At 66.4% G+C, this 24,287-nt stretch carries 21 protein-coding genes, 1 tRNA gene and 1 pseudogene; 12 read left to right on the top strand and 11 right to left on the bottom strand.

The genetic code is table 11. The features are described from left to right. The 6 genes and pseudogenes from MFM001_RS24525 to MFM001_RS21905 form a co-directional block, all read left to right on the top strand. Window positions 1-729, top strand: a pseudogene (locus tag MFM001_RS24525) (hypothetical protein); the annotation flags it as partial. A 26-nt stretch (window positions 730-755) separates the two neighbouring features. Beyond that, window positions 756-1,100, top strand: a complete 345-nt coding sequence (locus tag MFM001_RS21925; protein ID WP_116377363.1) for an NINE protein — start codon at window positions 756-758, stop codon at window positions 1,098-1,100. After that, a complete protein-coding gene (locus MFM001_RS21920; RefSeq protein ID WP_116377362.1) occupies window positions 1,090-1,503 on the top strand; it encodes a DUF2752 domain-containing protein in 414 nt (137 codons plus the stop codon). Before MFM001_RS21925 ends, MFM001_RS21920 begins: the two co-directional genes overlap by 11 nt. A 29-nt stretch (window positions 1,504-1,532) precedes the next feature. Continuing rightward, a complete protein-coding gene (gene pyk / locus MFM001_RS21915; protein WP_116377361.1) occupies window positions 1,533-2,951 on the top strand; it encodes a pyruvate kinase in 1,419 nt (472 codons plus the stop codon). Window positions 2,952-2,979: 28 nt separating this feature from the next. Then, window positions 2,980-3,822, top strand: coding sequence for an acyl-CoA thioesterase II (locus tag MFM001_RS21910; RefSeq protein ID WP_116377374.1), 843 nt, complete (start codon window positions 2,980-2,982; stop codon window positions 3,820-3,822). Between the two features lie 117 nt (window positions 3,823-3,939). Continuing rightward, complete coding sequence (locus MFM001_RS21905; RefSeq protein WP_116377360.1) at window positions 3,940-5,337, top strand: bifunctional lysylphosphatidylglycerol flippase/synthetase MprF; 1,398 nt, start codon at window positions 3,940-3,942, stop codon at window positions 5,335-5,337. Here the strand turns inward: MFM001_RS21905 and MFM001_RS21900 are convergent. The 9 genes from MFM001_RS21900 to MFM001_RS21860 form a co-directional block, all read right to left on the bottom strand. After that, window positions 5,334-5,831 (bottom strand): DUF4190 domain-containing protein, encoded by a 498-nt coding sequence (locus MFM001_RS21900; RefSeq protein ID WP_116377359.1) that lies wholly within the window; start codon window positions 5,829-5,831, stop codon window positions 5,334-5,336. The genes MFM001_RS21905 and MFM001_RS21900 overlap by 4 nt on opposite strands. Next, on the bottom strand, window positions 5,828-7,429 hold the full coding sequence (locus tag MFM001_RS21895) for a thiol reductant ABC exporter subunit CydC (protein WP_116377358.1): 1,602 nt from the start codon (window positions 7,427-7,429) through the stop codon (window positions 5,828-5,830). Before MFM001_RS21895 ends, MFM001_RS21900 begins: the two co-directional genes overlap by 4 nt. Next, the gene (cydD, locus tag MFM001_RS21890; RefSeq protein ID WP_255422464.1) at window positions 7,416-9,071 is read right to left on the bottom strand and encodes a thiol reductant ABC exporter subunit CydD; all 1,656 of its coding nucleotides are present in this window, start codon (window positions 9,069-9,071) and stop codon (window positions 7,416-7,418) included. Before cydD ends, MFM001_RS21895 begins: the two co-directional genes overlap by 14 nt. Further along, window positions 9,068-10,114, bottom strand: coding sequence for a cytochrome d ubiquinol oxidase subunit II (cydB, locus tag MFM001_RS21885; RefSeq protein ID WP_116377357.1), 1,047 nt, complete (start codon window positions 10,112-10,114; stop codon window positions 9,068-9,070). The genes cydD and cydB overlap by 4 nt, the downstream gene beginning before the upstream one ends. 20 nt (window positions 10,115-10,134) lie before the next feature. Then, window positions 10,135-11,580: a cytochrome ubiquinol oxidase subunit I gene (locus MFM001_RS21880; protein ID WP_116377356.1), complete on the bottom strand. Its 1,446-nt coding sequence runs from the start codon at window positions 11,578-11,580 to the stop codon at window positions 10,135-10,137. Between the two features lie 103 nt (window positions 11,581-11,683). Next, on the bottom strand, window positions 11,684-12,292 hold the full coding sequence (locus MFM001_RS21875) for an HdeD family acid-resistance protein (RefSeq protein ID WP_116377355.1): 609 nt from the start codon (window positions 12,290-12,292) through the stop codon (window positions 11,684-11,686). Window positions 12,293-12,324: 32 nt separating this feature from the next. Continuing rightward, the gene (locus tag MFM001_RS21870) at window positions 12,325-13,644 is read right to left on the bottom strand and encodes an adenylate/guanylate cyclase domain-containing protein (protein WP_116377354.1); all 1,320 of its coding nucleotides are present in this window, start codon (window positions 13,642-13,644) and stop codon (window positions 12,325-12,327) included. A gap of 9 nt (window positions 13,645-13,653) precedes the next feature. Next, window positions 13,654-14,157 carry a DUF488 family protein gene (locus MFM001_RS21865; RefSeq protein WP_116377353.1) on the bottom strand — a complete coding sequence of 168 codons (504 nt, stop codon included), beginning with the start codon at window positions 14,155-14,157 and terminating at the stop codon, window positions 13,654-13,656. Between the two features lie 10 nt (window positions 14,158-14,167). Further along, window positions 14,168-14,241, bottom strand: a tRNA-Leu gene (locus MFM001_RS21860). 100 nt (window positions 14,242-14,341) lie between these two features. Between MFM001_RS21860 and MFM001_RS21855 the strand changes: the two genes are divergently transcribed. Continuing rightward, complete coding sequence (locus tag MFM001_RS21855; protein WP_116377372.1) at window positions 14,342-14,962, top strand: ANTAR domain-containing response regulator; 621 nt, start codon at window positions 14,342-14,344, stop codon at window positions 14,960-14,962. A gap of 48 nt (window positions 14,963-15,010) precedes the next feature. Here the strand turns inward: MFM001_RS21855 and MFM001_RS21850 are convergent, their stop codons facing one another. Together MFM001_RS21850 and MFM001_RS21845 are read right to left on the bottom strand one after the other, a co-directional pair. Then, window positions 15,011-16,210: a lipid-transfer protein gene (locus tag MFM001_RS21850; RefSeq protein WP_116377352.1), complete on the bottom strand. Its 1,200-nt coding sequence runs from the start codon at window positions 16,208-16,210 to the stop codon at window positions 15,011-15,013. Then, window positions 16,207-16,650, bottom strand: coding sequence for a Zn-ribbon domain-containing OB-fold protein (locus MFM001_RS21845; protein ID WP_116377351.1), 444 nt, complete (start codon window positions 16,648-16,650; stop codon window positions 16,207-16,209). Before MFM001_RS21845 ends, MFM001_RS21850 begins: the two co-directional genes overlap by 4 nt. A 164-nt stretch (window positions 16,651-16,814) precedes the next feature. Here MFM001_RS21845 and polA point away from each other — a divergent pair, with 164 nt between their 5' ends. The 5 genes from polA to coaE all read left to right on the top strand — a co-directional run bounded on the left by polA (window position 16,815) and on the right by coaE (window position 24,284). Further along, a complete protein-coding gene (gene polA / locus MFM001_RS21840) occupies window positions 16,815-19,478 on the top strand; it encodes a DNA polymerase I (protein WP_116377371.1) in 2,664 nt (887 codons plus the stop codon). Between the two features lie 2 nt (window positions 19,479-19,480). After that, on the top strand, window positions 19,481-20,110 hold the full coding sequence (locus MFM001_RS21835) for a TetR/AcrR family transcriptional regulator (protein ID WP_116377350.1): 630 nt from the start codon (window positions 19,481-19,483) through the stop codon (window positions 20,108-20,110). Window positions 20,111-20,127: 17 nt separating this feature from the next. Next, window positions 20,128-21,630, top strand: a complete 1,503-nt coding sequence (locus MFM001_RS21830; protein WP_116377349.1) for a carotenoid oxygenase family protein — start codon at window positions 20,128-20,130, stop codon at window positions 21,628-21,630. Between the two features lie 103 nt (window positions 21,631-21,733). Next, a complete protein-coding gene (rpsA, locus tag MFM001_RS21825; RefSeq protein ID WP_116377348.1) occupies window positions 21,734-23,170 on the top strand; it encodes a 30S ribosomal protein S1 in 1,437 nt (478 codons plus the stop codon). A gap of 10 nt (window positions 23,171-23,180) precedes the next feature. Then, window positions 23,181-24,284 carry a dephospho-CoA kinase gene (coaE, locus tag MFM001_RS21820; RefSeq protein ID WP_116377347.1) on the top strand — a complete coding sequence of 368 codons (1,104 nt, stop codon included), beginning with the start codon at window positions 23,181-23,183 and terminating at the stop codon, window positions 24,282-24,284. Window positions 24,285-24,287: the final 3 nt, after the last annotated feature.

The raw sequence follows: 24,287 nt of genomic DNA, 5'->3' as shown, positions 1-24,287 counted from the left end.
GAGGCCGAAGAACCCGAAGCGGAGGCGCTTGAGGCTGAGGCCGAGCCGGAAGCGGAAGTGGAAGAGCCCGAAGCTGAATTGGCCGTGGCCGAGCCGGAAGAGCTGGCGGCCGAGGAGGCCGAGGAACCTGACGTAGAGGCGCTTGAGGCTGAGGCCGAGGTGCCGCCTGAGGCTGAGCCGGAAGCGGAAGAGCCCGAAGCTGAATTGGCCGAGGTCGAGCCGGAAGAGCTGGCGGCCGAGGAGGCCGAGAAATCCGAAGCAGAGGCGCCTGAGGCTGAGGCTGAGCCGGAAGAGTTGGCGGCCGAGGAGGGCGAGGAACCCGAAGCAGAAGCGGAGGCTGTGGCGGAAGAACCCGAGCCAGAAGAGCTGGCAGAGGTCGAGGCGCAAGAGCCCCAGGGTGAGGAACCGGAACTTGAGGAGTCCGGGGCTGAGCCGGAGGAGCCTGAGGAGGAGGCCGAGGGACCCGAGGCTGAAGCACCCGAAATTGCCGTAGCGGAAGAGCCTGAGGAAGCCGAAGAGCCTGAGGAAGCGGAAGAGGCTGCGGCCGACGAGGCGGAGAAGCCCGAGCCTGAAGAGCCCGCGGCTGAAGAGCCCGAGCCGGAGGTGCTTGCCGCGGCAGACGGCCAACCCGAACCCGAAGCTGAGAAACCCGCGGCACAAGTACCAGCGCCGACCGCAAGAGGCTGGCGATCTCGGCTGAGCAGGCTTAGGCGCAGGTCGGAGCGATAGCAGCCCAGCGTGCAGGTGGAACTGGCATGCTGAAGGGCGTGACGGACCCATTCGGCGCAGCGCAGCCGCCCTACCCGCCGGCGAACTTCACGGACCCGGCGGCGCCCTACGGTCGGCACCCGGTCACCGGCGAGCCGCTGTCGGACAAGTCGAAGGTTGTGGCCGGTCTGCTCCAGCTGATCGGTCTGCTCGGGATCGCCGGAATCGGCCGCATCTACCTCGGCCAGATTGGGCTCGGAATCGCGCAGCTGATTGTGGGTCTCATCACCTTTGGGCTTGGCGCCGCAGTCTGGGGCGTCGTCGACGCCGTGCTGATACTCACCGACAAAGTGCGCGACCCGCAGGGCCGCCCGTTGCGCGATGGAACCTAGCCGGGCGCTTCCGAAACGGCGCCGCCTCCACGGCGCGATGGGCACCAGCGCGCTGCTGGCAGCTGCCCTTGGCTATGTCGGACTGGTCGACCCGCACAACGAAAACTCGATATTCCCCGCCTGCCCGTTCCGGCTGCTGACCGGCTGGAACTGTCCCGCGTGCGGTGGGCTTCGGATGACCCATGACCTACTGCACGGCAACCTCGTCCAGGCTGTCACTGACAACGTGTTCTTACTCGTCGGCATCCCGATCCTGGCGGCATGGATTCTGGTGCGCCGAAGGCGCGGAGAAGCGGTGATGCCCCTACCGGCGATCGCGACCATCGTCATCGCAACGCTGGCGTGGACGGTGCTGCGCAATCTGCCCGGTTTCCCACTGGTTCCGACGCTATTCACCGGGTAGCTCAGCCACCACGACTATGCTTTGACGTCGTGGCGAGACGCGGCAAGATTGTCTGTACTCTCGGCCCGGCCAGTAACACTGACGAGCAAGTCAGAGCGCTGGTCGAGGCCGGAATGGACGTCGCCAGAATGAACTTCAGCCACGGCGACCACAGCGACCACAAAGCGGCCTACCAACGCGTGCGCGCCGCCTCGGATGCCACCGGCCGCGCTGTGGGCGTGCTCGGCGACCTGCAGGGCCCCAAGATCCGGTTGGGGCGCTTCGCCGACGGCCCCACCTACTGGGCCAACGGCGAAACCGTGCGGATCACCGTCGCCGACTGCGCAGGCACCCACGACCGTGTGTCGACCACCTACAAGCAATTGGCCAAAGACGCGGCGCCCGGTGACCGTGTCCTGGTCGACGACGGCAACATCGGCCTGGTGGTCGAAGAGATCGAAGGCGACGACGTGGTGTGCACCGTCACCGAGGGCGGCCCGGTCAGCAACAACAAGGGAATGTCGCTGCCGGGGATGAACGTGTCGGCTCCTGCCTTGTCGGACAAGGACATCCAGGATCTCGAGTTCGCGTTGGACTTGGGCGTCGACATGGTGGCGCTCTCGTTCGTGCGGTCCCCATCCGACGTGGAGCTGGTCCACGAGGTGATGGACCGAGTCGGCCGTCGGGTCCCGGTGATCGCCAAACTCGAAAAGCCCGAAGCCATCGACAATCTCGAAGCCGTCGTGCTTGCCTTCGACGCCGTGATGGTCGCCCGCGGCGATCTGGGCGTTGAGCTTCCCCTGGAAGAGGTTCCGCTGGTACAGAAGCGGGCCATCCAAATGGCCAGGGAGAACGCCAAACCCGTCATCGTCGCGACCCAGATGCTCGACTCGATGATCGAGAACTCGCGACCGACACGCGCCGAGGCCTCCGACGTCGCCAACGCCGTGCTCGACGGCGCCGATGCGCTGATGCTGTCCGGTGAAACCGCCGTCGGCAAACACGCATTGGCGGCCGTTCAAACCATGTCGCGCATCATCTGTGCGGTCGAAGAGAATTCGACGGCCGCGCCGCCGCTGACCCACGTGCCGCGCACCAAGCGCGGCGTGATCTCGTATGCCGCCCGCGACATCGGCGAGCGGCTCGACGCCAAGGCGCTGGTCGCGTTCACCCAGTCCGGTGACACCGTGCGGCGGCTGGCGCGCCTGCACACGCCGCTGCCACTGCTGGCCTTCACCGATTTGCCCGAGGTGCGCAGCCAACTGGCGATGACGTGGGGCACCGAGACGTTCATCGTTCCGCACATGCAGTCGACCGACGGCATGATCCGCCAAGTCGACAAGTCGCTGCTGGAGCTCGGCCGCTACAAACGCGGCGATCTCGTCGTCATCGTCGCCGGTGCACCGCCGGGCACGGTCGGGTCGACCAACCTGATCCACGTGCATCGCATCGGCGAGGAAGACGTCTAAGCACCCAGTGTCCGATTTCGACGAGCTGATGACAGTGCTCGACCTCCACAGCATGGGCGACGACGTCTTCATCGGGTCCCATCCCAGCAAGAACCCGCCGCGCACGTTCGGCGGGCTGATGATGGCGCAAACGTTTGTGGCGGCCAGTCGCACGCTGACCCGCGACCTGCCGCCCAACGCGCTGTCCGTTCATTTCATCAACGGCGGCGACACCGCCAAAGACATCGAATTCCAAGTGATGCGATTGCGCGACGAACGTCGCTTCGCCAACCGGCGGATCGACGTGACGCAGGACGGGACGCTGTTGGCCACCGCGATGATGTCGTACCTGGCCGGCGGCCGCGGACTCGAGCACAACATCGAACCGCCCGACGTCGCCGACCCCGACACGCTGCCGCCCATCAAGGACCTGCTGCGCGGCTACGAGGACACCGTTCCGCACTTCGTCAACGCGCTGCAACCGATCGAATGGCGCTACACCAACGACCCGTCCTGGGTGATGCGGGACAAGGGCGAGCGGCTGCACTACAACCGGGTCTGGGTCAAAGCCGACGGTGTGCTGCCCGACGATCCCGTGCTGCACACCGCGACCATGCTGTACTGCTCGGACACCACCGTGCTGGACTCGATCATCACCACCCACGGGCTGTCATGGGGATACGACCGGATCTTCGCCGCCACTGTGAACCACTCGGTGTGGTTTCACCGCCAGGTCAGTTTCGACGACTGGGTGCTGTATTCCACGTCGTCGCCGGTCGCGGCGGATTCCCGCGGGCTGGGCACCGGTCATTTCTTCGACCGCTCCGGCCGGGCCGTCGCCACCGTCGTGCAGGAAGGCCTCCTGAAGTATTTTCCCAGCTCGCGGGCATAGCAACGATCCGGTTGCGACGTGCTGTGTCGTGATATAGGTATCAGGGACGAGGCGTAGCCTTCTGGGTACTCCCAACGAGGACAGGACGACGACGAGAGACCAAACCGGAGGTGGGGTGTGAACCAGTCGTCGGTCGACGTCCAACCCAAACTCCGGGCCAGCGAGCGGGTCGTCGTCCACGTCAATTCCCCGGCAGCCCGGTGGATCAGCGCACTGGCGCTGCTGAGCGCGGCATGCTGGCTGATCACCCTTGTCGCGCGCGACCAGCCGCACCCCGACTGGGAGCCCGCCGGACGACTGGCATGGTCGCTGACGGTGCTGGCGGCGGTGGCGTTGATTGCGCGCGGTATTTTCCTGGGCCGCCCGGTGACCGCCAAGCATGCGATCGCGGCGGTTCTGATGCTGTTCGCCGGAATCGCCGCGCACATCCTGTCTTTCGATCTGCTCGGCGACCTGTTGATCGCGGGAACCGGTCTGGCGCTGATGTGGTCGACGTCGGCACGACCGCAACCCGAGGATCTGCCCAAAGTGTGGGCATTGATCAGCGCCACGGCCGGTGACCCGTTGGCGCCGTTCGCCATGCAGGTCAACAAGTCCTATTACTTCAGTGCGGACGCCAAGGCGGCGCTCGCGTACCGCACCCGGCTCGGATTCGCGGTTGTCAGCGGTGACCCGATTGGTGACGAAACGCAATTCCCGCAACTGGTCGCCGATTTCGCGGCTATGTGCCATACCCGCGGCTGGCGCATCGTGGTGTTGTGTTGCAGCGAGAGACGGCTCGAGTTGTGGAGCGATTTGGCGGTGCTGGGCCAGTCGCTGCGGCCGGTGCCGATCGGTCGCGACGTGGTCATCGACGTGGAAGATTTCGAGATGGTCGGGCGCAAGTTCCGCAACCTGCGTCAAGCCGTCAAGCGCACCCACAATTTCGGCATCACCACCGAGATCGTGGCCGAGCAGGAACTCGACGAGAAGCGGCTCGCGGAACTGATCGAGGTGCTACGGGCATCACCGAGCGGTGCGCACACTGAACGTGGATTCGCGATGGCGCTGGACGGCGCTCTGGAAGGGCGTTATCCGGGCGTGCAGCTGATCGTCGCCAGGGATGCCTCGGGACGGGTGCAGGGCTTTCACCGGTATGCGGTCGCCGGCGGCGGCAGCGATATCAGCCTCGACGTGCCGTGGCGCCGCCGCGGTGCACCCAACGGGATCGACGAGCGGCTCAGTGTCGACATGGTGTATGCCGCCAAAGATGCTGGGGCACAGCGCTTGTCGTTGGCGTTCGCAGCCTTCCCGGAGATCTTCGACGAGAAGAATCGCGGATGGATGCAGAGTATCGTCTACCGGCTGATCCACTTGGGCGATCCGCTGATTGCGCTCGAGTCGCTGTACCGCTATCTGCGCAAATTCCACGCGCTGGGCGACCGGCGTTACGTGCTGGTCAAATTGACCCAGGTGGTTCTGTTGCTGTACGTGCTGTTGACGCTGGAATTCATGCCGCGACGTCGCCGGCTCTAGGGGGTGGGCGTCAGCGTGACGCTCAGCCGGTCCTGCACGTTTTCCCGGAACTGATCCGCACACTGCTGCTGGCGAACACGGTTTGAGCCGGCCCGGTCCAGGCAGTCGAAATAGTTGTCGCCGCCGACGTCTTTCCACAGCGCTATCCATATGACAGCGAACGCAATACCGACGACGATCGCCACGATGCCCAGCGCGATGCCGGCGATGGCAACGCCGCCGTTGTTGGCTTCGCCGCGCTTGACTCGCGCCCACCCGATGAATCCCAGCACCGTGGCGACGATTCCGAGGACGATGCCGCCGGCTACCGACCAGACGAACAGCAGGCCGACGATGGCCACCACGAGCGACGCGATGCCGAGCCCATTTTTGGGAATGGCGGGTGGTGGGGGATAGCCGTAATAGTGCGGCGGTGGAGGCGGTGGATACCCGGGGTATGGGTACGGGTACTGCGGCGGCGGGTTTTCCGGCGGCTTGTCGGGGAATTCGGTCATGGCTTGCTCTCCAGCTCGGGCGGCGTGGACGACTGCCAGCCAGGGTACCTGCCTGCCTCGATTCGCAACTCTGGACAACGAATGTCGTTGGGCAGGTGGTGAGTAGCCACCACCACCGTTCGCTCTGCGCTGATCAGGCCGCTGTCCGGGTCGAGCAGGTTCCGCAAAATGGGTTCGGCGTCAGCGGCATCGAGGTGCTCGGTCGGTTCGTCGAGAAGAAGGATCCGCGCCGGTGAGATCATCGCCCGCGCCAGTAACAGGCGTCTGCGCTGGCCCGCCGACAGCGCGTGCGCACCGCCGGGCAACACCGTTGCCAGGCCGTCCCGAAGGCTGGCCAGCCAGTCACCGAGACCCACTTGCCGCAGCGCCGCCACCAGTTCGTCGTCACCACAGTCACCGCGGGCCACCAGTAAATTGTCGCGAACAGTGGTGGCGAATATGTGCGCATCTTCTGCGAAAAACGTCACGGTACGCCGCAATTCGCTTTCGTCCAGCTGGTCCGCGGATGTGTTGCTGTTTGGCAACAGCCCGGCGAGGGTCATCAGCAACGTCGTCTTACCCGCGCCGCTGGCACCGGTCACCGCCAGCCGGGAACCCGGCGACAGATCGACGACTGGTCGCGGTGTCTGACTCGGCGCGGGTGGCTCGTCGAGTATCAGGTCGAGAAGGCGCCGCGCCGCCAGCCGTGACCGGGTCAACTGCACAGCGGCCGCCGGAAGGGGACCTATGGCCTCGAATGCCGACAGCGGCAACAACATCAGGATGGCCAATGTCGTCGGCGCAACAGTGGTTGCCATCCCGATGCCCGCCACGGCGGCGCCCAGCACGCTGATCCCGATCGCGGCGGTGGGGATGGCCTCGGCGACGGCGGCCGGCTTGGCAGCAGCGTCGACGGCGTCGCCCCAAGCACGTTGCCGCCGCGTAGAATCCGCGATCACCTCGGGCAGAGTGCCCCCGACACGCAGCTCTGGCGCGTGCTCGAGGGCGAGCAGCGCCGCGACATCACGTTCGGAATGATGCTGGCGCGCAACAGCTTCCTGTGCCGTGGCGGCCCGCGCGGCCAGCCATGGGCTGATCACGCCCGCGACCACCAGGCAGACGGCCATGACCGCGGCTGCCGCAGCCGAAATGACAGCGACGACCGTGGTCGCGGCGACCGCCAGGACCGCCGCGACACCGATCGGCAGCAGGGCACGAACCAACACGTCGGCCAACTGGTCGACGTCAGCGCCGACCCGTGCCACCAACTCGCCGCTGTGCAACCGGGTGGCGACGTCCGCCGGCCCGTGCGCGAGGCGCGAGTAGATTTCCGCGCGCGCCCTGCCCGCGGCGCGTAACGCGGTGTCGTGGCTTGCCAACCGCTCGCAATAATGCAGCACGCCACGGGAAATCGCGAACGTCCGTACTGCCACCACCGCGACCGAGAGGTCCAGCACCGGCGGCATCTGCCAGGCCCGGGTGATCAGCCAGGCCGACACTCCCGCCAGTGCCAGCGCGCTGCCGAGGGACAGCACACCCAGCATGACGGCTAACAGTAAGCGCGGCAGCCGCGGCCGCAGCAGCGCAATTGCGGTGAGCAATGGGTCAGACCTGCGCATGACATTCCTTGCCGACCTGGACCACCCGGTCGCCGATCCCGACGACCTGCTCGCGGTGGCCGACGACCACCACAGTTGCACCGGCGCGGGCCCGCTCGACGATTGCCCGCAGCACCGCAGTTTCGGTGGCCGCGTCCAGATGTGCGGTGGGCTCGTCGAGCAGCAGCACCGGCGCCGCCGAGCCCAGCGCGCGGGCCAAACCCAGCCGTTGCCGCTGGCCCAGCGACAGCCCAACCCCGCCGCGGCCGAGCGTCGTACGCATCCCGTCGGGCAGGTCGGCCAGCACCGTATCGAAACAGGCTGCAGCACAAGCGGCGTCAACGTCAGCCAGCTCGCCGAACAGGGCCAAGTTCTCGGCGATGGTTCCGGGGACCAGCACCGGACGCTGCGGCAACCAGGCCAGCTGTCGCCACCATGCGCTCGGGTCCAGATCGGCGACGTCGACACCCGCCACGGTGACGTGACCCGCGGTCGGCGTCGTGATACCCGCAATTACTTGCAGCGTGGTGCTTTTTCCCGCGCCGTTGGGCCCGGTCAGCACCGTCACCCGTCCCGGCTCGATCACGGTGCTGAGCTGACACGGACAACTGCCGTCGCGGCCAGCCACACTGAGGTTCTCGACGCATATCGGGGCGCCGTGCGCATCGACGGTCCGAGTTCCTGGTGGCGTGGTCGGAGCACCCTCGATCAGCGCGAACGCCTTGTCCGCAGCCGCCCGGCCGTCCTGAGCGGCATGGAACTCCACCCCGATGCGGCGCAGAGGCCAATAGCCGTCGGGCGCCAACAGCAACACCGTCAGACCCGCTGTCAGGCTCATTCCGCCGAACACCAGCCGCAGGCCGATGCTGACCGCGACCACCGCGACGCCCAGCGTGGCTAGCAGTTCCAGCACCAGTGCCGAAAGGAAGGCGATGCGCAGGGTGGCCATCGTCGAACGCCGGTGTGCCGCGGCCAGTTCCGCGATGCGACGCTCGGGGCCCGCGGCCCGGCCCAATGCCCGCAGCGTGGGGATGCCGGCGATCAGATCCAGCAGCCGGGCCTGCAGTGTGGTCATCGCGGCCAGCGCCGCCGCCGAGCGCTGAGCGGTTGCCAACCCGATCAGCACCATGAAAATCGGGATGAGCGGCAACGTGATCATCACCAGCACCGCGGATCTCACGTCGTACAGCGCGACCACGAGCACACTGGCGGGGGTCAGGATCGCGGCGAGCAGCAACGCCGGGAGATACGAGGTGAAGTAGGGCCGCAAGCCGTCGAGACCGCTAGTCACCACTGTCGCGGCGGCGTCGCGCTGGTCCGCCAGTTGCCGGGGCTGGCGAGCCGTGACCGCCGACAGCACCTGTCCGCTGAGGTCGGCGATCACCGCACTGGCGCCGCGCTGGCCCAGTCGTGCTTGCACCCAGTGGGTGGCGCTGCGAACCGTCCACAGCGCCAACAGGATCGACAGCATTGCCGCCCACTGCCGCAGGTCGCGCGTCGCGGGATCGGTGATCACCCGGGAAACAATGTGCGCCAGCACAATCGCCGAGGCGATCGCACAACCGGAGATCACTACGCCGCAGGTCACGGTGGCGATCAGGAAGCGGCGCAGCGCCGCCGACTCCCGCCACAGTCGGGGATCCAGCGGCGCCCGGCTTGTCATGCTTCGGATGCTCGCCTTACCAGACCGGTCGGCGGCGGTATGCGATCAGCCGAGATCCGCTGCCGGAAGATCCAATACGTCCAGCCCTGGTAGGCCATTGCCAGCGGTGCGAAAATCACCGCCGCCCACGTCATGATCTTCAGTGTGTACGGCGTGGACGATGCGTTGTCGATCGTCACGCTCCACGACGGATTCAGTGTCGACGGCACCAGATTGGGATACAGCGCCCCGAACAGCAGCACCACCACCGCCGCGACGACCAGTGCGACGCAGCAGAATGCCCAGCCCTCCCGCTTGCGAGTGGCCACCAATGCGACCGCGGCCAGTTGCGCGACCACGGCTACCGCCAATACCAGCCATGTCCAGCTCTTGCCGTAAGCCAGTTGCGTCCAAAGCCCAAACACGGCAACGAGTCCCGTCACCGGAAGCGACAACCACCGCGCACACCGCAAGGCGTCGTCTCGCAGCGAACCGGCCGTCTTCAGCGCAATGAACACTGCGCCGTAGAACAGGAACAGCCCCGTGGTGGCCAGGCCGCCCAGCACGGTATAGGCGTTGAGCACATCGGCGAAAGACAGCCGGACCTGATGGTCGGCGTCCACCGGAAGGCCGCGGACCAGAACCGCGAATGCCACCCCCCACAGCAGCGCCGGAAGCCACGATCCGGCCGCGATACCGAAGTCGGCCCAGCCGCGCCACTTCGTGTCGTCGACTTTGCCGCGCCATTCGATCGCGACCGCACGCAGGATCATGCCGAACAGGATCACCAAAAGGGGCACGTAGAGCGTCGAGAACACCGTCGCGTACCAGCCCGGAAACGCTGCGAACATCGCACCGCCCGCGGTGATCAGCCACACCTCGTTGCCGTCCCACACCGGGCCGATGGTGTTGAGCGCGGCACGACGCTGCCTCTCCGGGTCGCCGGCGCCGACGCGAGCCAGGGGCTCCATCAGCATGCCGACGCCGAAGTCGAAGCCCTCGAGGATGAAGAACCCAAGGAACAGCACGGCGAGCACGCCGAACCACAGCTGATGCAGCGCCACGGGTCAACTCCTTCCGGTGCTCAGTACGCGAACGACAGCGGTGCTACCTCGTCGACGGCCGGCGCGGCCGGCGGTGCCGGTTCCGCGTCGTGCTCCAGCGGTCCTTCGGCGACATAGCGTTTCAGCAACCAGAACCAGATGACGGCCAGCACCGCGTAAACCACGGTGAATGTCACCAGCGAGCCGACCACCAGTCCGGGTGGGTGATGTGACACGCCTTCGGCGACGGTGAGGCGGACCTGCTGATCGCCGGTCGGGTTGGGCACGACGATCCATGGCTGACGGCCCATTTCGGTGAAAACCCAGCCCGCGCTGTTGGCCAGGAACGGCGTGGGAATGGTCAGCAGCGCCAGCCAGGCGAGCCACCGCTGACGGGGAACCCGCCCGCCGCGGGTCAACCACAACGCGGTCGCCGCAAACAGCAAGGGGATGGTCAGCAGCCCGATCATCGCGCGGAACGACCAGTACGTGACGAACAGGTTGGGCCGGTAGTCGTTCGGCCCGAACCGCTCCTGGTAATCCCGCTGGATGTCCCGAACGCCTTGCAGCGTCACGTCATTGAACCGGCCCTCGGCGAGAAACGGCAGCACATAGGGCACCTCGATCACGCGGGTGAGGGCGTCGCAGTTGTTCTGCCTGCCGACGGTCAGGATGGAGAAGTCCGGATCGGACTGGGTGTCGCACAACGATTCCGCCGATGCCATCTTCATGGGCTGCTGGTGAAACATCAGCTTGCCTTGGGCGTCGCCGGTGAAGAACAATCCGACGGCGGCGGCCAGCGCCACCAGGCATCCCAGGATGGTCGCCGGGCGATACATGTTCCGCGCGTCGTCGTCCGTGGCCCGCACCATCCACCAGGCACACACCGCCGCAATGAACGTCCCGCCCGTCAACAACGCACCGACGACCGCATGCGATACCGCCGCCTGCGCAGTGTTGTTCGTGAACAACGCCATGATGCTGGTCAGCTCGGCACGCTTGGTCTGCGGATTGTAGTGTGCGCCAACCGGATGCTGCATGAACGAGTTCGCGGCGATGATGAAAAAGGCCGACACGTTCACCGAGATCGCCACGATCCAGATGCAGGCCAGGTGAACCAGCCGCGGCAGCCGACCCCAGCCGAAGATCCACAACCCGATGAACGTCGACTCGAAGAAGAACGCGGCCAGGCCCTCCATCGCCAGCGGCGCGCCGAAGACGTCACCGACGAACCGGGAGTACTCGCTCCAGTTCATTCCGAACTGGAATTCCTGCACGATCCCGGTGGCCACCCCGATTGCGAAGTTGATCAGGAACAGCTTGCCGAAGAACTTGGTGAGCCGATACCAGGCGTTGTTGTCCGTGATGACCCACACGGTCTGCATGACGGCGATCAGCGGCGCCAGGCCGATCGTGAGCGGCACGAAGATGAAGTGGTAGACGGTGGTGATCCCGAACTGCCACCGCGACACGTCGACGACGTCCATCTGCCATCTCCAGAGACTGCGGGGGTGCGCTGCTTACTACGACGCAGTGTAGTAGACCAGGCAGTGGCGATCTACCTCGATGTAGTCGAGATCACCGGCGTTGTCAGATCGCGCCGGGTGCCTCACCCGAGAACGCATTCGTCAGCTCTTTGGAGGCCCGGCGGATGCCGAACGACGACACGATCTCGAACACGCCGATGATCACGAGCCAGATGCCGACGACGAGAGCAAGGATCCCGATGGATTCAAACGGCGATGCGATCAGCACGATGCCGGCCAACAGGCTGATGACACCGAGGAATATCGCCCAGCCGCGGCCGGGCAGGGCCGGATCGCTGATCGCCGAAATCGCCGTTGCCACACCGCGAAAGATGAAGCCGACGCCGATCCAGATGGCCAGGAGCAGAATCGAGTCATAGAGGCTGCGGAAACACAGCAGCGCCAAAATCAGCGATGCGGCACCGCTGATGAACAGCAGCACCCGGCCACCGGCGGAGACATGCAGGCTGAACGCGAAGAAAACCTGCGCAATACCGGTCACCAGCAGGTAAGCGCCGAAGATGATCGCGGCCACCAGGATGCTGACCCCCGGCCACACCAACACCAGAATGCCAAGGGCCAACGCCAAAATGCCCGAGACCAGAGTCGATTTCCACAGATGCGGCAGCAAATTCGGAACAACGTTAGGTTGCATGCGCGCAGTTTCCCACAAATCGGATGCCGATGTGGGGTTTGCCGGGACTGTCAGACACCGGCCGGCTGTGACGCCGCAGTGCGCCGCCCGCCCGAGTCGGCGTCCGGTCGGCGGCCGACGAGATACCAGGTGCGCATCACACCCTTGCCCTTGACGGCGACGTCGCCGCGCTCCTCGAGCAGGAAGTCGTCTTTCAGCCGCTCGTATACCGGCTCGGGCACCTGGATGCGTCCCACTGCGTCGGTGGATTCCATGCGCGATGCGACGTTGACGGCGTCGCCCCACACGTCGTAGAAGAACCGGCGGGAACCCACCACGCCGGCGACAACCGGGCCGGTGGCCAGGCCGATCCGCAGCGGAACTTCGCGGCCCTGCGGGTCTTTCAGCCCGGCCACCGCTTCGTTCATGTCCAACGCAAGCTGTGCGAGGGCCGCGACGTGGTCGCGCCGCGGCCACGGCACCCCGCTGACCACCATGTAGGAATCGCCGCTGACTTTGATCTTCTCGAGGCGGTGTTTGTCGACCAGCGCGTCGAAGTCGGTGTAGAGCCGATCCAAAAACCGAACCAGCTCAGCAGGATTGGTGTCGCTGGCGCGTTCGGTGAAACCGGCGATGTCGGCAAACAGCACCGAGGCGTCGTCGTACTTGTCGGCGATCACGGTGCGGGCCGGGTCTTTTAATCGCGCCGCGATGCTGGCCGGCATGATGTTGGCCAGCAGCACCTCGGACCGTTCGTACTCCGCTTCCATGACCGCTTCCGCGCGAGCGATCTCGCGCAGCGCGTACCACACCGTCGCGACCACCATCAGGCATGCGGTGGTAATCGACACGACGAAAGCCGTCGTCAGCGCCCAGGCCGGCTGAAGTCCGGTGTCATAGGGGACCAGGAATTCAAGGGTGATCGCCAGCGCGGCCCCGACTCCCGCCAGCGTCGCCGCCAACACGATGTGTTCGATGCCGAACGTGAGCACTGCGATGGTCGCGCCGACCAGAAGGTAGTACTGCAGGCCCGATCCGGTGCCCACGGTCCAGCAGATGAGGAAGATCGTCGTGTATCCGAAGACCACGAACGTCAGCGGCGCCACCAGTTCGCCGAAGCGGTACAGCATCGGGGTGATCGCGTAGATCGCCGCGACGACCAAGTTGAAGATGCCGATCCATCGGGCGGTGTGAATGGTGAAGAGTTGCAGAAGCCCGAAGCCCAGGACTATGGCCGCGCCGATCCACGCTGTGATCTTGAGAACCCGCAGTCGTCGCGCCACGCTGTCGACGTAGTGCTGGGTGCGGGCGCGCGACTGAGTCCGCACCGCCGCGACGCAGTCCTGCTTGTGCGAACGATCCGGCGGCGCACCGCACCTCTTAGCCGCCACGGCAAAAGCCTAACCGCCGTCTACTGGACTGGTCAGCCACTCCGACATGCGATGTTGCGATAGCGACCCGTTGGGCATGATGTGCTGCACCTGGCGGCCGTCGCGGGTGGCCAGGTCGGCGATCATCCGGCGATGGCAACGCCACCACGTCGGCTCCCCGCACATGATCGCGACATTGCGGCTGTCGGCCTCCTCCAACAGCCGCTGGTATGCAGCCTCGAATTCGGGCGTACGGGTGTGGGCGGCGTAATTGGCGAACTGCTGGTTCTCCCACCACCGGTCCCGCGGTATCGGGTGCTCCGGCGGTTTACGACGGCCACCGAGGCCGGGTTCGTGGCGGTAGTCGATACCCGCCTTGGCCAGCCAGTCCGGCATGACCTGTTTGGACACGTCGGGGTTGCGCCGCGAGCCGGGGAAGCTGCGCACGTCGACCAAGAGGTCGATGTCGTGTTGGCGAAGGGCGGCGGTGAGCTCGTCGGCGATTTTGGCGCCGTGGCCGATGGTGTACAGCACTGTTGGTGAGTGCCCTCGGTGAGATTCGAACTCACACTGTACGGGTTTTGAATCCGTTTCCTCTGCCAGTTGGGATACGAGGGCGTGGTTTCTACGGCCTCCCACCATAGAGGATGCGTGCGATGCCGCCGCGTCTCAACCCCGCGCTCACGGATCGCGTCGACCCGCTGACACAATGGCGGGCATGACCGGCTCAACGACCGATGCGGCTGCCCCCGCCGCGCGCCGGGTACTGATCGCCGAGGACGAGGCCCTCATCCGGATGGACCTCTCCGAGATGCTGCGCGAAGAGGGCTACGACATCGTCGGCGAGGCCGGCGACGGCCAGGAGGCCGTCGAATTGGCGGAACAGCTCAAGCCCGACCTGGTGATCATGGACGTGAAAATGCCCCGGCGCGACGGCATCGACGCCGCATCGGAGATCGCCAGCAAACGGATCGCGCCGATCGTGGTGCTGACCGCGTTCAGTCAGCGGGATCTGGTGGAGCGGGCCCGTGACGCCGGCGCGATGGCCTACCTGGTCAAGCCGTTCACCGCCAGCGACCTGGTCCCGGCGATCGAGTTGGCGCTCAGTCGGTTCAGCGAGATCAGCGCGCTGGAACACGAAGTGGCGACACTGTCCGACCGGCTGGAAACCCGCAAGCTCGTCGAGCGGGCCAAAGGCCTGCTGCAAGCCAAGCAGGGCATGACCGAGCCGGAGGCGTTCAAGTGGATCCAGCGGGCCGCGATGGACCGCCGCACCACGATGAAGCGGGTGGCCGAAGTCGTGCTGGAAACGCTGGATACCCCGCGCGAGCAGACGTAAAAGCACCCAAAACACCGGCGTGTCGGGGCCTTTCGCGTCTGCTCGCCGTTACTTGGCGACGATCACCGACGAGCCGTGGCCGAACAGGCCCTGGTTGGCGGTAACTCCGACCTTGGCGCCCTCGACCTGGCGGCCCGTGGCCTGGCCACGCAGCTGCCAGGTGAGCTCGCAAACCTGCGCGATCGCCTGCGCGGGGATGGCCTCGCCGAAGCAGGCCAGCCCGCCGGAGGGGTTGACCGGAACCTTGCCCCCGATCGTCGTCGCGCCGCTGCGTAGCAGGCCCTCCGCCTCACCCTTGGCGCACAATCCCAGGTGCTCGTACCAGTCCAGCTCCAGCGCAGTGGACAGGTCGTAGACCTCGGCCAGACTCACATCCTCCGGCCCGATACCGGCTTCGGCGTAGGCGGCGTCGAGGATCTGATCCTTGAACACCCGCTCCGGCGCGGGCACGACGGCAGTGGAATCCGTTGCGATGTCAGGCAATTCGGGCAGGTGCTGCGGGTAGCGAGGCGTGACCGTGCTCACCGCACGCACCGACGGCACCCCTGCCACCGAACCAAGGTGCTTCTCGGCGAAGGACTTGCTCGCCACGATCAGCGCGGCCGCGCCGTCGGAGGTGGCGCAGATGTCCAGTAGCCGCAGCGGATCGGCCACCACCGCGCTGGCCAACACGTCGTCGACCGAGACTTCCTTGCGGTAGCGGGCATTCGGGTTCTGCAAACCGTGGCGCGCGTTCTTGACCTTCACCTGCGCGAAGTCCTCGAGCGTGGCGCCGTACAGATCCATCCGTCGTCGCGCCAGCAGCGCGAAGTACACCGGGTTGGTGGCGCCGATCAGATGGAACCGCTGCCAGTCCGGGTCGTTCTTGCGCTCACCGCCGACGGGCGCGAAAAACCCCTTGGGTGTGGTGTCGGCGCCGATCACCAGTGCGACGTCGCAGAATCCGGCCAAGATCTGGGCGCGCGCGCTCTGCAAGGCCTGCGAACCGCTGGCGCACGCGGCATATGACGACGACACCGGCACGCCGTTCCAGCCCAGCTTCTGCGCGAACGTCGACCCGGCGACGAACCCGGGATAGCCGTTGCGGATGGTGTCCGCGCCCGCCACCAACTGAATCTGCCGCCAGTCCAAACCGGCTTCGGCCAACGCGGCACGTGCGGCTACCACGCCGTATTCAGTGAAGTCGCGACCCCATTTACCCCAGGGGTGCATCCCGGCGCCCAGGATGTACACCGGTTCTGGACTCATGAAGCGATCCTCCAGCCGTAGGTGATCCGCTCGACGCCGTCGTCGTCGACGAACAGCGGCATCGTGGTCAGCTCCATTTCCATGCCGATCTTCAGATCGGCGGCCAGCGTGCCGTCGACCACCTTGCCCAGCACGATCAGCCCTTCGTCGGCCAACTGCACCGCGGCAACCGCGAACGGCTCGAACGGATCCGGGGACGGATACGGGGGCGGTGGGGCATACCGGTTTTCGGTGTAGCTCCACAGCGTGCCGCGCCGCGAGAGCGCGACGGGCTCCAGCTGGTCGCCGTCGCAAGCCGGGTTCGGGCAATTGTTCGCCCGCGGCGGAAACACATAGGTGCCGCACTGCGGGCATTTGGCGCCGATCAGATGCGGCGCGCCGGAGTCGTCGGTAGCGAACCAGCCGTCGACGGCCGGTTCCTGGCGGATAGCTGCAGACACCCGGCCAGCGTACCGAGAACGACAGCAAAACTGAAACGTGTTCCAGTTTCGCGGCGGTGGACTCAGCGTCGGACCCGATGCCTAGAGTTGGATCCGTGAGCCCAGCGAAGACCGCAAGCGCCAAGACGCAAGCCGGCCAGGCCGCTGACGGCAAGCCGACGTTGATGCTGCTGGACGGCAATTCGCTGGCGTTCCGCGCGTTCTACGCGCTGCCGGCGGAGAATTTCAAGACCGCAGGCGGGCTGACCACCAACGCGGTGTACGGGTTCACCGCGATGCTGATCAACCTGCTGCGCGACGAACAACCGACGCATGTCGCCGCCGCGTTCGACGTGTCCCGGCAGACGTTCCGCTCGGATCGCTACCCGGAGTACAAGGCCAACCGCACGTCGACCCCCGACGAGTTCCACGGCCAGATCGACGTGACCAAGGAAGTCCTTGCCGCCCTGGGCATTACGGTGCTCGCCGAACCGGGCTTCGAAGCCGACGACCTGATCGCCACCTTGGCCACGCAGGCCGAGAAAGAGGGCTACCGGGTGCTGGTGGTCACCGGCGACCGCGACTCGCTGCAACTGGTCACCGACGACGTCACCGTGCTCTATCCGCGCAAAGGTGTGAGCGAGCTGACCCGGTTCACCCCGGACGCGGTCCTCGAGAAATACGGCCTGACGCCCAAGCAATATCCCGACTTCGCCGCCCTGCGTGGCGATCCCAGCGACAACCTGCCCGGCATTCCCGGCGTGGGGGAGAAGACGGCGACCAAATGGATTGCCGAATACGGCTCGCTGCAGGCGTTGGTCGACAACGTCGACACCGTCAAGGGCAAGGTGGGCGACGCGCTGCGCGCGCATCTGGCCGGCGTGGTGCGCAACCGCGAGCTCACCGAACTGGTCCGCGAGGTGCCGCTGGCGCAGACTCCCGACACGCTGCGCATGCAGCCGTGGGACCGCGACCAGATCCACCAGCTGTTCGACCACCTGGAGTTCCGGGTGCTGCGGGACCGGCTGTTCGAGACGCTGGCCGCCGTCGAGCCCGAGGTAGACGAGGGATTCGACGTGCGCGGCGGTGCGCTCGAACCCGGCACGGTCGGGGAGTGGCTGGCCACCCACGCCGCCGACGGCCGCCGCTCCGGGCTCGCGGTGGTGGGCACCCATGTCGCCTACGACGGCGATACCACCGCGCTGGCCATCGCGGCCGCCGACGGCGACGGCGCCTACATCGACACCGCGACGCTGACCCCCGACGACGAGGCCGCGCTCGCCGCCTGGCTCGCCGACCACGACAAACCCAAGGCACTGCACGAGGCCAAGCTGGCCATCCACGACCTGGCCGGCCGCGACTGGACACTGAACGGCATCACGTCCGACACCGCGCTGGCCGCCTACCTGGTGCGGCCGGGTCAGCGCAGCTTCACCCTCGACGACCTGTCGCTGCGCTATCTGCGCCGCGAGTTGCGCGCGGAAACGCCTGAGCAGCAGCAACTTTCGCTGCTCGATGACACCGACGGCGTCGACGACCAGGCGGTCCAGACCACCATCCTGCGGGCCCAGGCCGTCGCCGATTTAGCCGACGCGCTGGACGCCGAGCTGGCCCGCATCGACTCGCAGGCGTTGCTGGCCGACATGGAGCTGCCGGTCCAAGGTGTGCTAGCGGGCATGGAAGCCGCCGGCATCGCCGTCGATCTGGACCAATTGTCGTCGCTGCAAAGCCAATTCGCCGATGCGATCCGCGACGCCGCCGAGGCCGCCTACGCGGTGATCGGCAAGCAGATCAACCTCGGCTCACCGAAGCAGCTGCAGGTGGTGCTGTTTGACGAGCTGGAGATGCCGAAAACCAAGCGCACCAAGACCGGGTACACCACCGACGCGGACGCCCTGCAGTCGCTGTTCGACAAGACCGGCCACCCGTTCCTGCAGCATCTGCTCACCCACCGCGACGTCACTCGACTCAAGGTCACCGTCGACGGATTGCTGAATTCCGTTGCCGCAGACGGGCGTATCCACACCACGTTCAACCAGACCATCGCGGCCACCGGCCGGTTGTCGTCGACCGAACCCAATCTGCAGAACATCCCGATCCGCACCGAGGCCGGCCGCGAAATCCGCGACGCGTTCGTGGTCGGCAATGGTTACGGCGAGCTGATGACCGCCGACTACAGCCAGATCGAGATGCGGATCATGGCCCACCTCTCCCAAGATGCCGGGCTCATCGAGGCGTTCCGTACCGGCGAGGACCTGCACTCCTTCGTCGCCTCCCGCGCGTTCGGCGTCCCGATCGAGGAGGTGACCGGCGAACTGCGGCGCCGGGTCAAGGCAATGTCCTACGGATTGGCGTACGGGCTCAGCGCCTACGGGCTATCCCAGCAGCTGAAGATCTCCACCGAGGAAGCCAAGGAGCAGATGGACGCCTACTTCGCCCGGTTCGGCGGAGTCCGCGACTATCTGCACGCCGTCGTCGAACAGGCCCGCAAGGACGGCTACACCTCGACCGTGCTGGGCCGTCGGCGCTATCTGCCCGAGCTCGACAGCAGCAACCGCCAGGTCCGCGAGGCCGCCGAGCGGGCCGCGCTCAACGCCCCGATCCAGGGCAGCGCCGCCGACATCATCAAGGTCGCGATGATCGAGGTGGACAAGGCGCTCACAGCGGCCCGGCTCAAGTCACGGATGCTGCTGCAGGTCCACGACGAGCTGCTGTTCGAGGTGGCCGAGGGGGAGCGTGAGCAGCTCGAGGCGCTGGTGCGCGACAAGATGTGCGGCGCGTATCCGCTCGACGTGCCGCTGGAGGTATCGCTGGGCTACGGCCGCACCTGGGACGCAGCGGCGCACTGACCATGCGCCCGGTCAAGCGCAGTCGCGGCCGCCCGGCCGGTTCCCGGGTGGACCCCGACGAGCGTCGCGCCGCGCTGCTCGACGCGGCCGAGCGGGCGATCCGCGCGAAAGGGCCGGGCGTTGGACTCACTGAGGTGGCCGCCGAAGCCGGCTTCGTTCGGTCCGCGGTCTATGCCATGTACCCGAATCGCGACGCGCTGCTGGCGGCGCTGAGTCAACGCACCGCGCAGCGCCTACTCGGTGAAATCACCACGCGCGCAGCGGGTTCCACCGACCTTCGGCAGCGGATGGCGTTGTTCTTCGATGTCATCTGCGCATGGATGCACGCCGAGCCCAACCTCTACCGGGCGCTGAGCGGCGACCCGTCGGCCAGTGTCTTCGAGCAGCTCGCGGCCGCGGTAGAGCAGATGTTGGCGACAGCGTTCGACTCCGACCATGCACGGCTGGCGGCCGCCCCCTGGTCGCGGGCCATCGTGGGATCGGCGGTGGCCGCCGCCGAATGGTGGTGCCGGACCGGGACCATATCGCGCGAGGCACTCGTCGAGCACCTGACGGCGCTGTGCTGGGACGGGGGTGCGGCGCTGCCGTTCAAAGCTGACGACATCCGGAGTATTGACAGCAGCCAACCATAATAGACAGACTGTCTTTTATGGTCCTGGCAGACGTTCAAGCCCCCTCCCGCTATTGGGAAAGCATCCACGGCGAATGCGACGTCGACGTGACCGAAATCACCGGCACGTTGCCCGACGGCCTCGTCGGCACCCTGTACCGCAACGGATCCGGCCGCTGGAACCTCGGGCCTGAGCAGGTGGAAAGCGTTTTTGACGCCGACGGGATGGTCAGCGCGTTCGTGCTGGACGGCTCGGGAGTGCGCTTCCGCAACCGGTTCGTCCGCACCAAGCACTATCTGAGGTCGACCGCGGCCGGACACCTGGTCGACCGCGGGTTCGCCTACCAGCGCCGCGGCGGCCTGCTGGGTAATGCGCTTCGCCCGCCGGCCAACACAGCCAACACCAGCGTGATGGTCAACCCCGGCCTACTGCTGGCGCTGTGGGAAGGCGGGCGTCCGCATGAGCTGGATCTCGACAGCCTGGACACCCGCGGCCTGTGCAGCCTGGGCGGGGCGCTCAAGGGGCCGATCGGCGCGTATTCGGCGCACTACACCTACGACCCGATCGCCAATACCAAGGTCAACTTCGGCTTCGACCCGTACCTTCCGCGCATCGACATCCGCGGGATGCGGCTGCGCGACCTGCTCGCGGAGGCGGTGCCCCGGGTTCGGCTGCGGCTCTACGAAACCGGTGCCGACGGCGTGACCCGTTACCTGCGCGCGGTGCCGCTGCCGGGGATGGGCGTGGTGCACGACATGGCACTGACGCGGCGGTACGCGATCTTTGTGGTGTCGCCGCTGCGGATCAACCCGTGGGCGCTGACCGGATACCAATCCTATTGGGATTCCATGCGTTTCAAGCCCGATACGCCGTCGTACTTCGTGCTTGCCCCGCGCGACGGAAGCAGGGTCCGGGTGGTCGAAACCGAACCGTTCTACCACTGGCATTTCACCAACGCCTACGACGACGGCGACGACGTCGTCGTCGAACTGCCCCGCTTTTCGCCGCAGTCCTACGACGGCATGAAGAACTACACCGCGCACATCCGCTCGGACATCGCGCAACTCGACGGCTACGGAACGATCGAGGACGCCGTGGTGCTGACCCGGTTTCGGATCACGCCTTCCGGCGCGGTGACCCGAGAGCCGCTGGCCGACTTCGGCTGCGAGTTTCCGCAGATCGACCATCGGCGCTCGACGATGCCGCACACGGTTTCCTACGTGGCGGTGCAGGATCCGGGCCGGTTTCAGGGCCAAGGGGTCGCGCGGATCGACCACCGTGCCGGCGCGGTTCAGGCCTTCTGCCCGGCAGGCCAGATGCTGGTGGAGCCGACGTTTGTGCCGCGACCCGGCGGCACCGCGGAGGACGACGGCTGGCTGCTCACCGTCGGATACGACGAATCGCAGCATCGCAGCAGGTTGATGGTGCTTGACGCGGCCCATGTCGACGACGGGCCGATCGCCGAGGCATGGCTGCCGTTTCACGTGCCGATGAGCTACCACGGCGCGTTCACCAGCCGAGTCGCGCGCCGGGCGGGCTAAACGTGCCGGGTCGGGTTTGGCCAGCGTGAGCACAGTCGAGTAGCCTCGACGGGTAACTCAACAACTGTCCCTACGACCAAACCTGTCCGGAGCAACCCCCCATATGCCGAGTCCCACCGTCACCTCGCCCCAAGTAGCCGTCAACGACATCGGCTCGAGCGAGGACTTTCTCGCCGCCATCGACAAAACAATCAAATACTTCAACGATGGCGACATCGTCGAAGGGACCATAGTCAAGGTTGACCGGGACGAGGTCCTGCTCGACATCGGCTACAAGACCGAGGGGGTCATTCCCTCCCGCGAGCTGTCCATCAAGCACGACGTCGACCCCAACGAAGTGGTGTCCGTCGGCGACAAAGTCGAGGCGCTGGTCCTCACCAAAGAGGACAAAGAAGGCCGGCTGATCCTGTCCAAGAAGCGCGCACAGTACGAGCGCGCGTGGGGCACAATCGAGGCGCTCAAGGAGAAGGACGAGGCCGTCAAGGGCACCGTCATCGAGGTCGTCAAGGGCGGCCTGATCCTCGACATCGGGCTGCGTGGCTTCCTGCCCGCCTCGCTGGTCGAGATGCGCCGGGTGCGCGACCTGCAGCCGTACATCGGCAAGGAGATCGAAGCCAAGATCATCGAGCTGGACAAGAACCGCAACAACGTGGTGCTGTCCCGCCGCGCCTGGCTGGAGCAGACGCAGTCCGAGGTGCGCAGCGAGTTCCTCAACCAGCTGCAGAAGGGCGCCATCCGCAAGGGTGTGGTGAGCTCGATCGTCAACTTCGGCGCGTTCGTCGACCTCGGCGGGGTCGACGGCCTGGTGCACGTCTCCGAATTGAGTTGGAAGCACATCGATCACCCGTCCGAGGTGGTGCAGGTGGGCGACGAGGTCACCGTCGAGGTGCTCGACGTCGACATGGACCGCGAGCGGGTTTCGTTGTCACTCAAGGCAACCCAGGAAGACCCGTGGCGGCACTTCGCCCGCACCCACGCTATCGGCCAGATCGTGCCCGGTAAGGTCACCAAGCTGGTGCCGTTCGGTGCGTTCGTCCGCGTCGAGGAGGGCATCGAGGGCCTGGTGCACATCTCCGAGCTGGCCGAGCGTCACGTCGAGGTGCCCGACCAGGTGGTGGCCGTCGGCGACGACGCGATGGTCAAGGTCATCGACATCGACCTGGAGCGGCGCCGGATCTCGTTGAGCCTCAAGCAGGCCAACGAGGACTACACCGAGGAGTTCGACCCGGCCAAGTACGGCATGGCCGATTCCTACGACGAGCAGGGCAACTACATCTTCCCGGAGGGCTTCGACCCCGAAACCAACGAGTGGCTCGAGGGTTTCGACACGCAGCGCGCCGAGTGGGAGGCCCGCTACGCCGAGGCCGAGCGCCGGCACAAGATGCACACCGCGCAGATGGAGAAGTTCGCCGCCGCCGAGCACGCCGAAGCCGAGCATGCGCCCGCCAACGGGACGCAGTCCGAGGAGCAGCAGGGCGGTTCGCTGGCCAGCGACGCGCAACTCGCCGCGCTGCGGGAGAAGCTCGCCGGCAGCGCCTAGCCCGGCGACGATGCTTCGGATCGGGCTGACCGGAGGGATTGGTGCCGGGAAGTCTTCGGTAACCGCCACTTTCGAGCAATGCGGTGGAGTCATCGTCGACGCCGACGTGATCGCCCGCGAGGTGGTCGAACCCGGCACCGAAGGGCTGGCTGCTTTAGTCGACGCGTTCGGTGAGGACATTCTGCAGCCAGATGGCTCGCTGGATCGGCCGACGTTGGCGGCCAAGGCATTCGGTGACGACGAAAGCCGTAAGACACTCAACGGGATCGTGCACCCGCTGGTCGGCAAGCGCCGCGCCGAGATCATCGCGTCCGTGCCCGACGACGCCGTCGTCGTCGAAGACATTCCGCTGTTGGTGGAGTCGCAGATGGCGCCGTTGTTCCCGCTCATTGTCGTCGTGCACGCCGACGCCGAGGTGCGGGTGCGGCGACTCGTCGAACAACGCGGCATGGCCGAAGACGACGCCCGCGCCCGCATCGCCGCGCAGGCCGACGACGAGCAGCGTCACGCTGTCGCCGATGTGTGGCTTGACAATGCCGGTACACCGGAGGAGTTGGCCCAGCGGGCCCGCGAGGTGTGGAACGACCGGATCGTGCCGTTCGCGCATAATCTCAGCGCAGGCCGGGTGGTCGAAGCGCCGGTGCAGGTCGTGCCGGCCGACCCGGCCTGGGTCGAGCAGGGCCGGCGCATCGTCGCGCGGCTCAAGGCCGCGTGCGGCGCAAAAGCGTTGCGGGTCGACCACACCGGGCCCACGGCGGTGCCCGGTCTTGCCGCCAAGGACGTCATCGACATCCAAGTCACGGTCGAATCATTGGCGGTCGCCGACGAACTCGCCGGGCCGCTGTTGTCGGCGGGTTATCCCCGCGTCGACGACATCACCACGGACACGCCGCCGCTTGCCGACGATCCTGCATTGTGGCGCAAGCGAATTCATGGCTCCGCCGATCCTGGCCGCCCGGCCGGTGTTCATCTGCGGGTCGACGGTTGGCCCAATCAGCAGTACGCCCTGCTGCTGGTGGACTGGCTTCGCGCCAACCCCGACATGCCGGATTCCTTTCAGGACACTTACCGTCGCGCGTGGGAGTGGGCCGACGCGACGGGCTGGCGGCCTTAACCG

The organism is Mycobacterium sp. MFM001, assembly GCF_003402475.1.
Classification (GTDB): domain Bacteria; phylum Actinomycetota; class Actinomycetes; order Mycobacteriales; family Mycobacteriaceae; genus Mycobacterium.
This window is presented reverse-complemented; position numbering and strand designations above follow the sequence as displayed.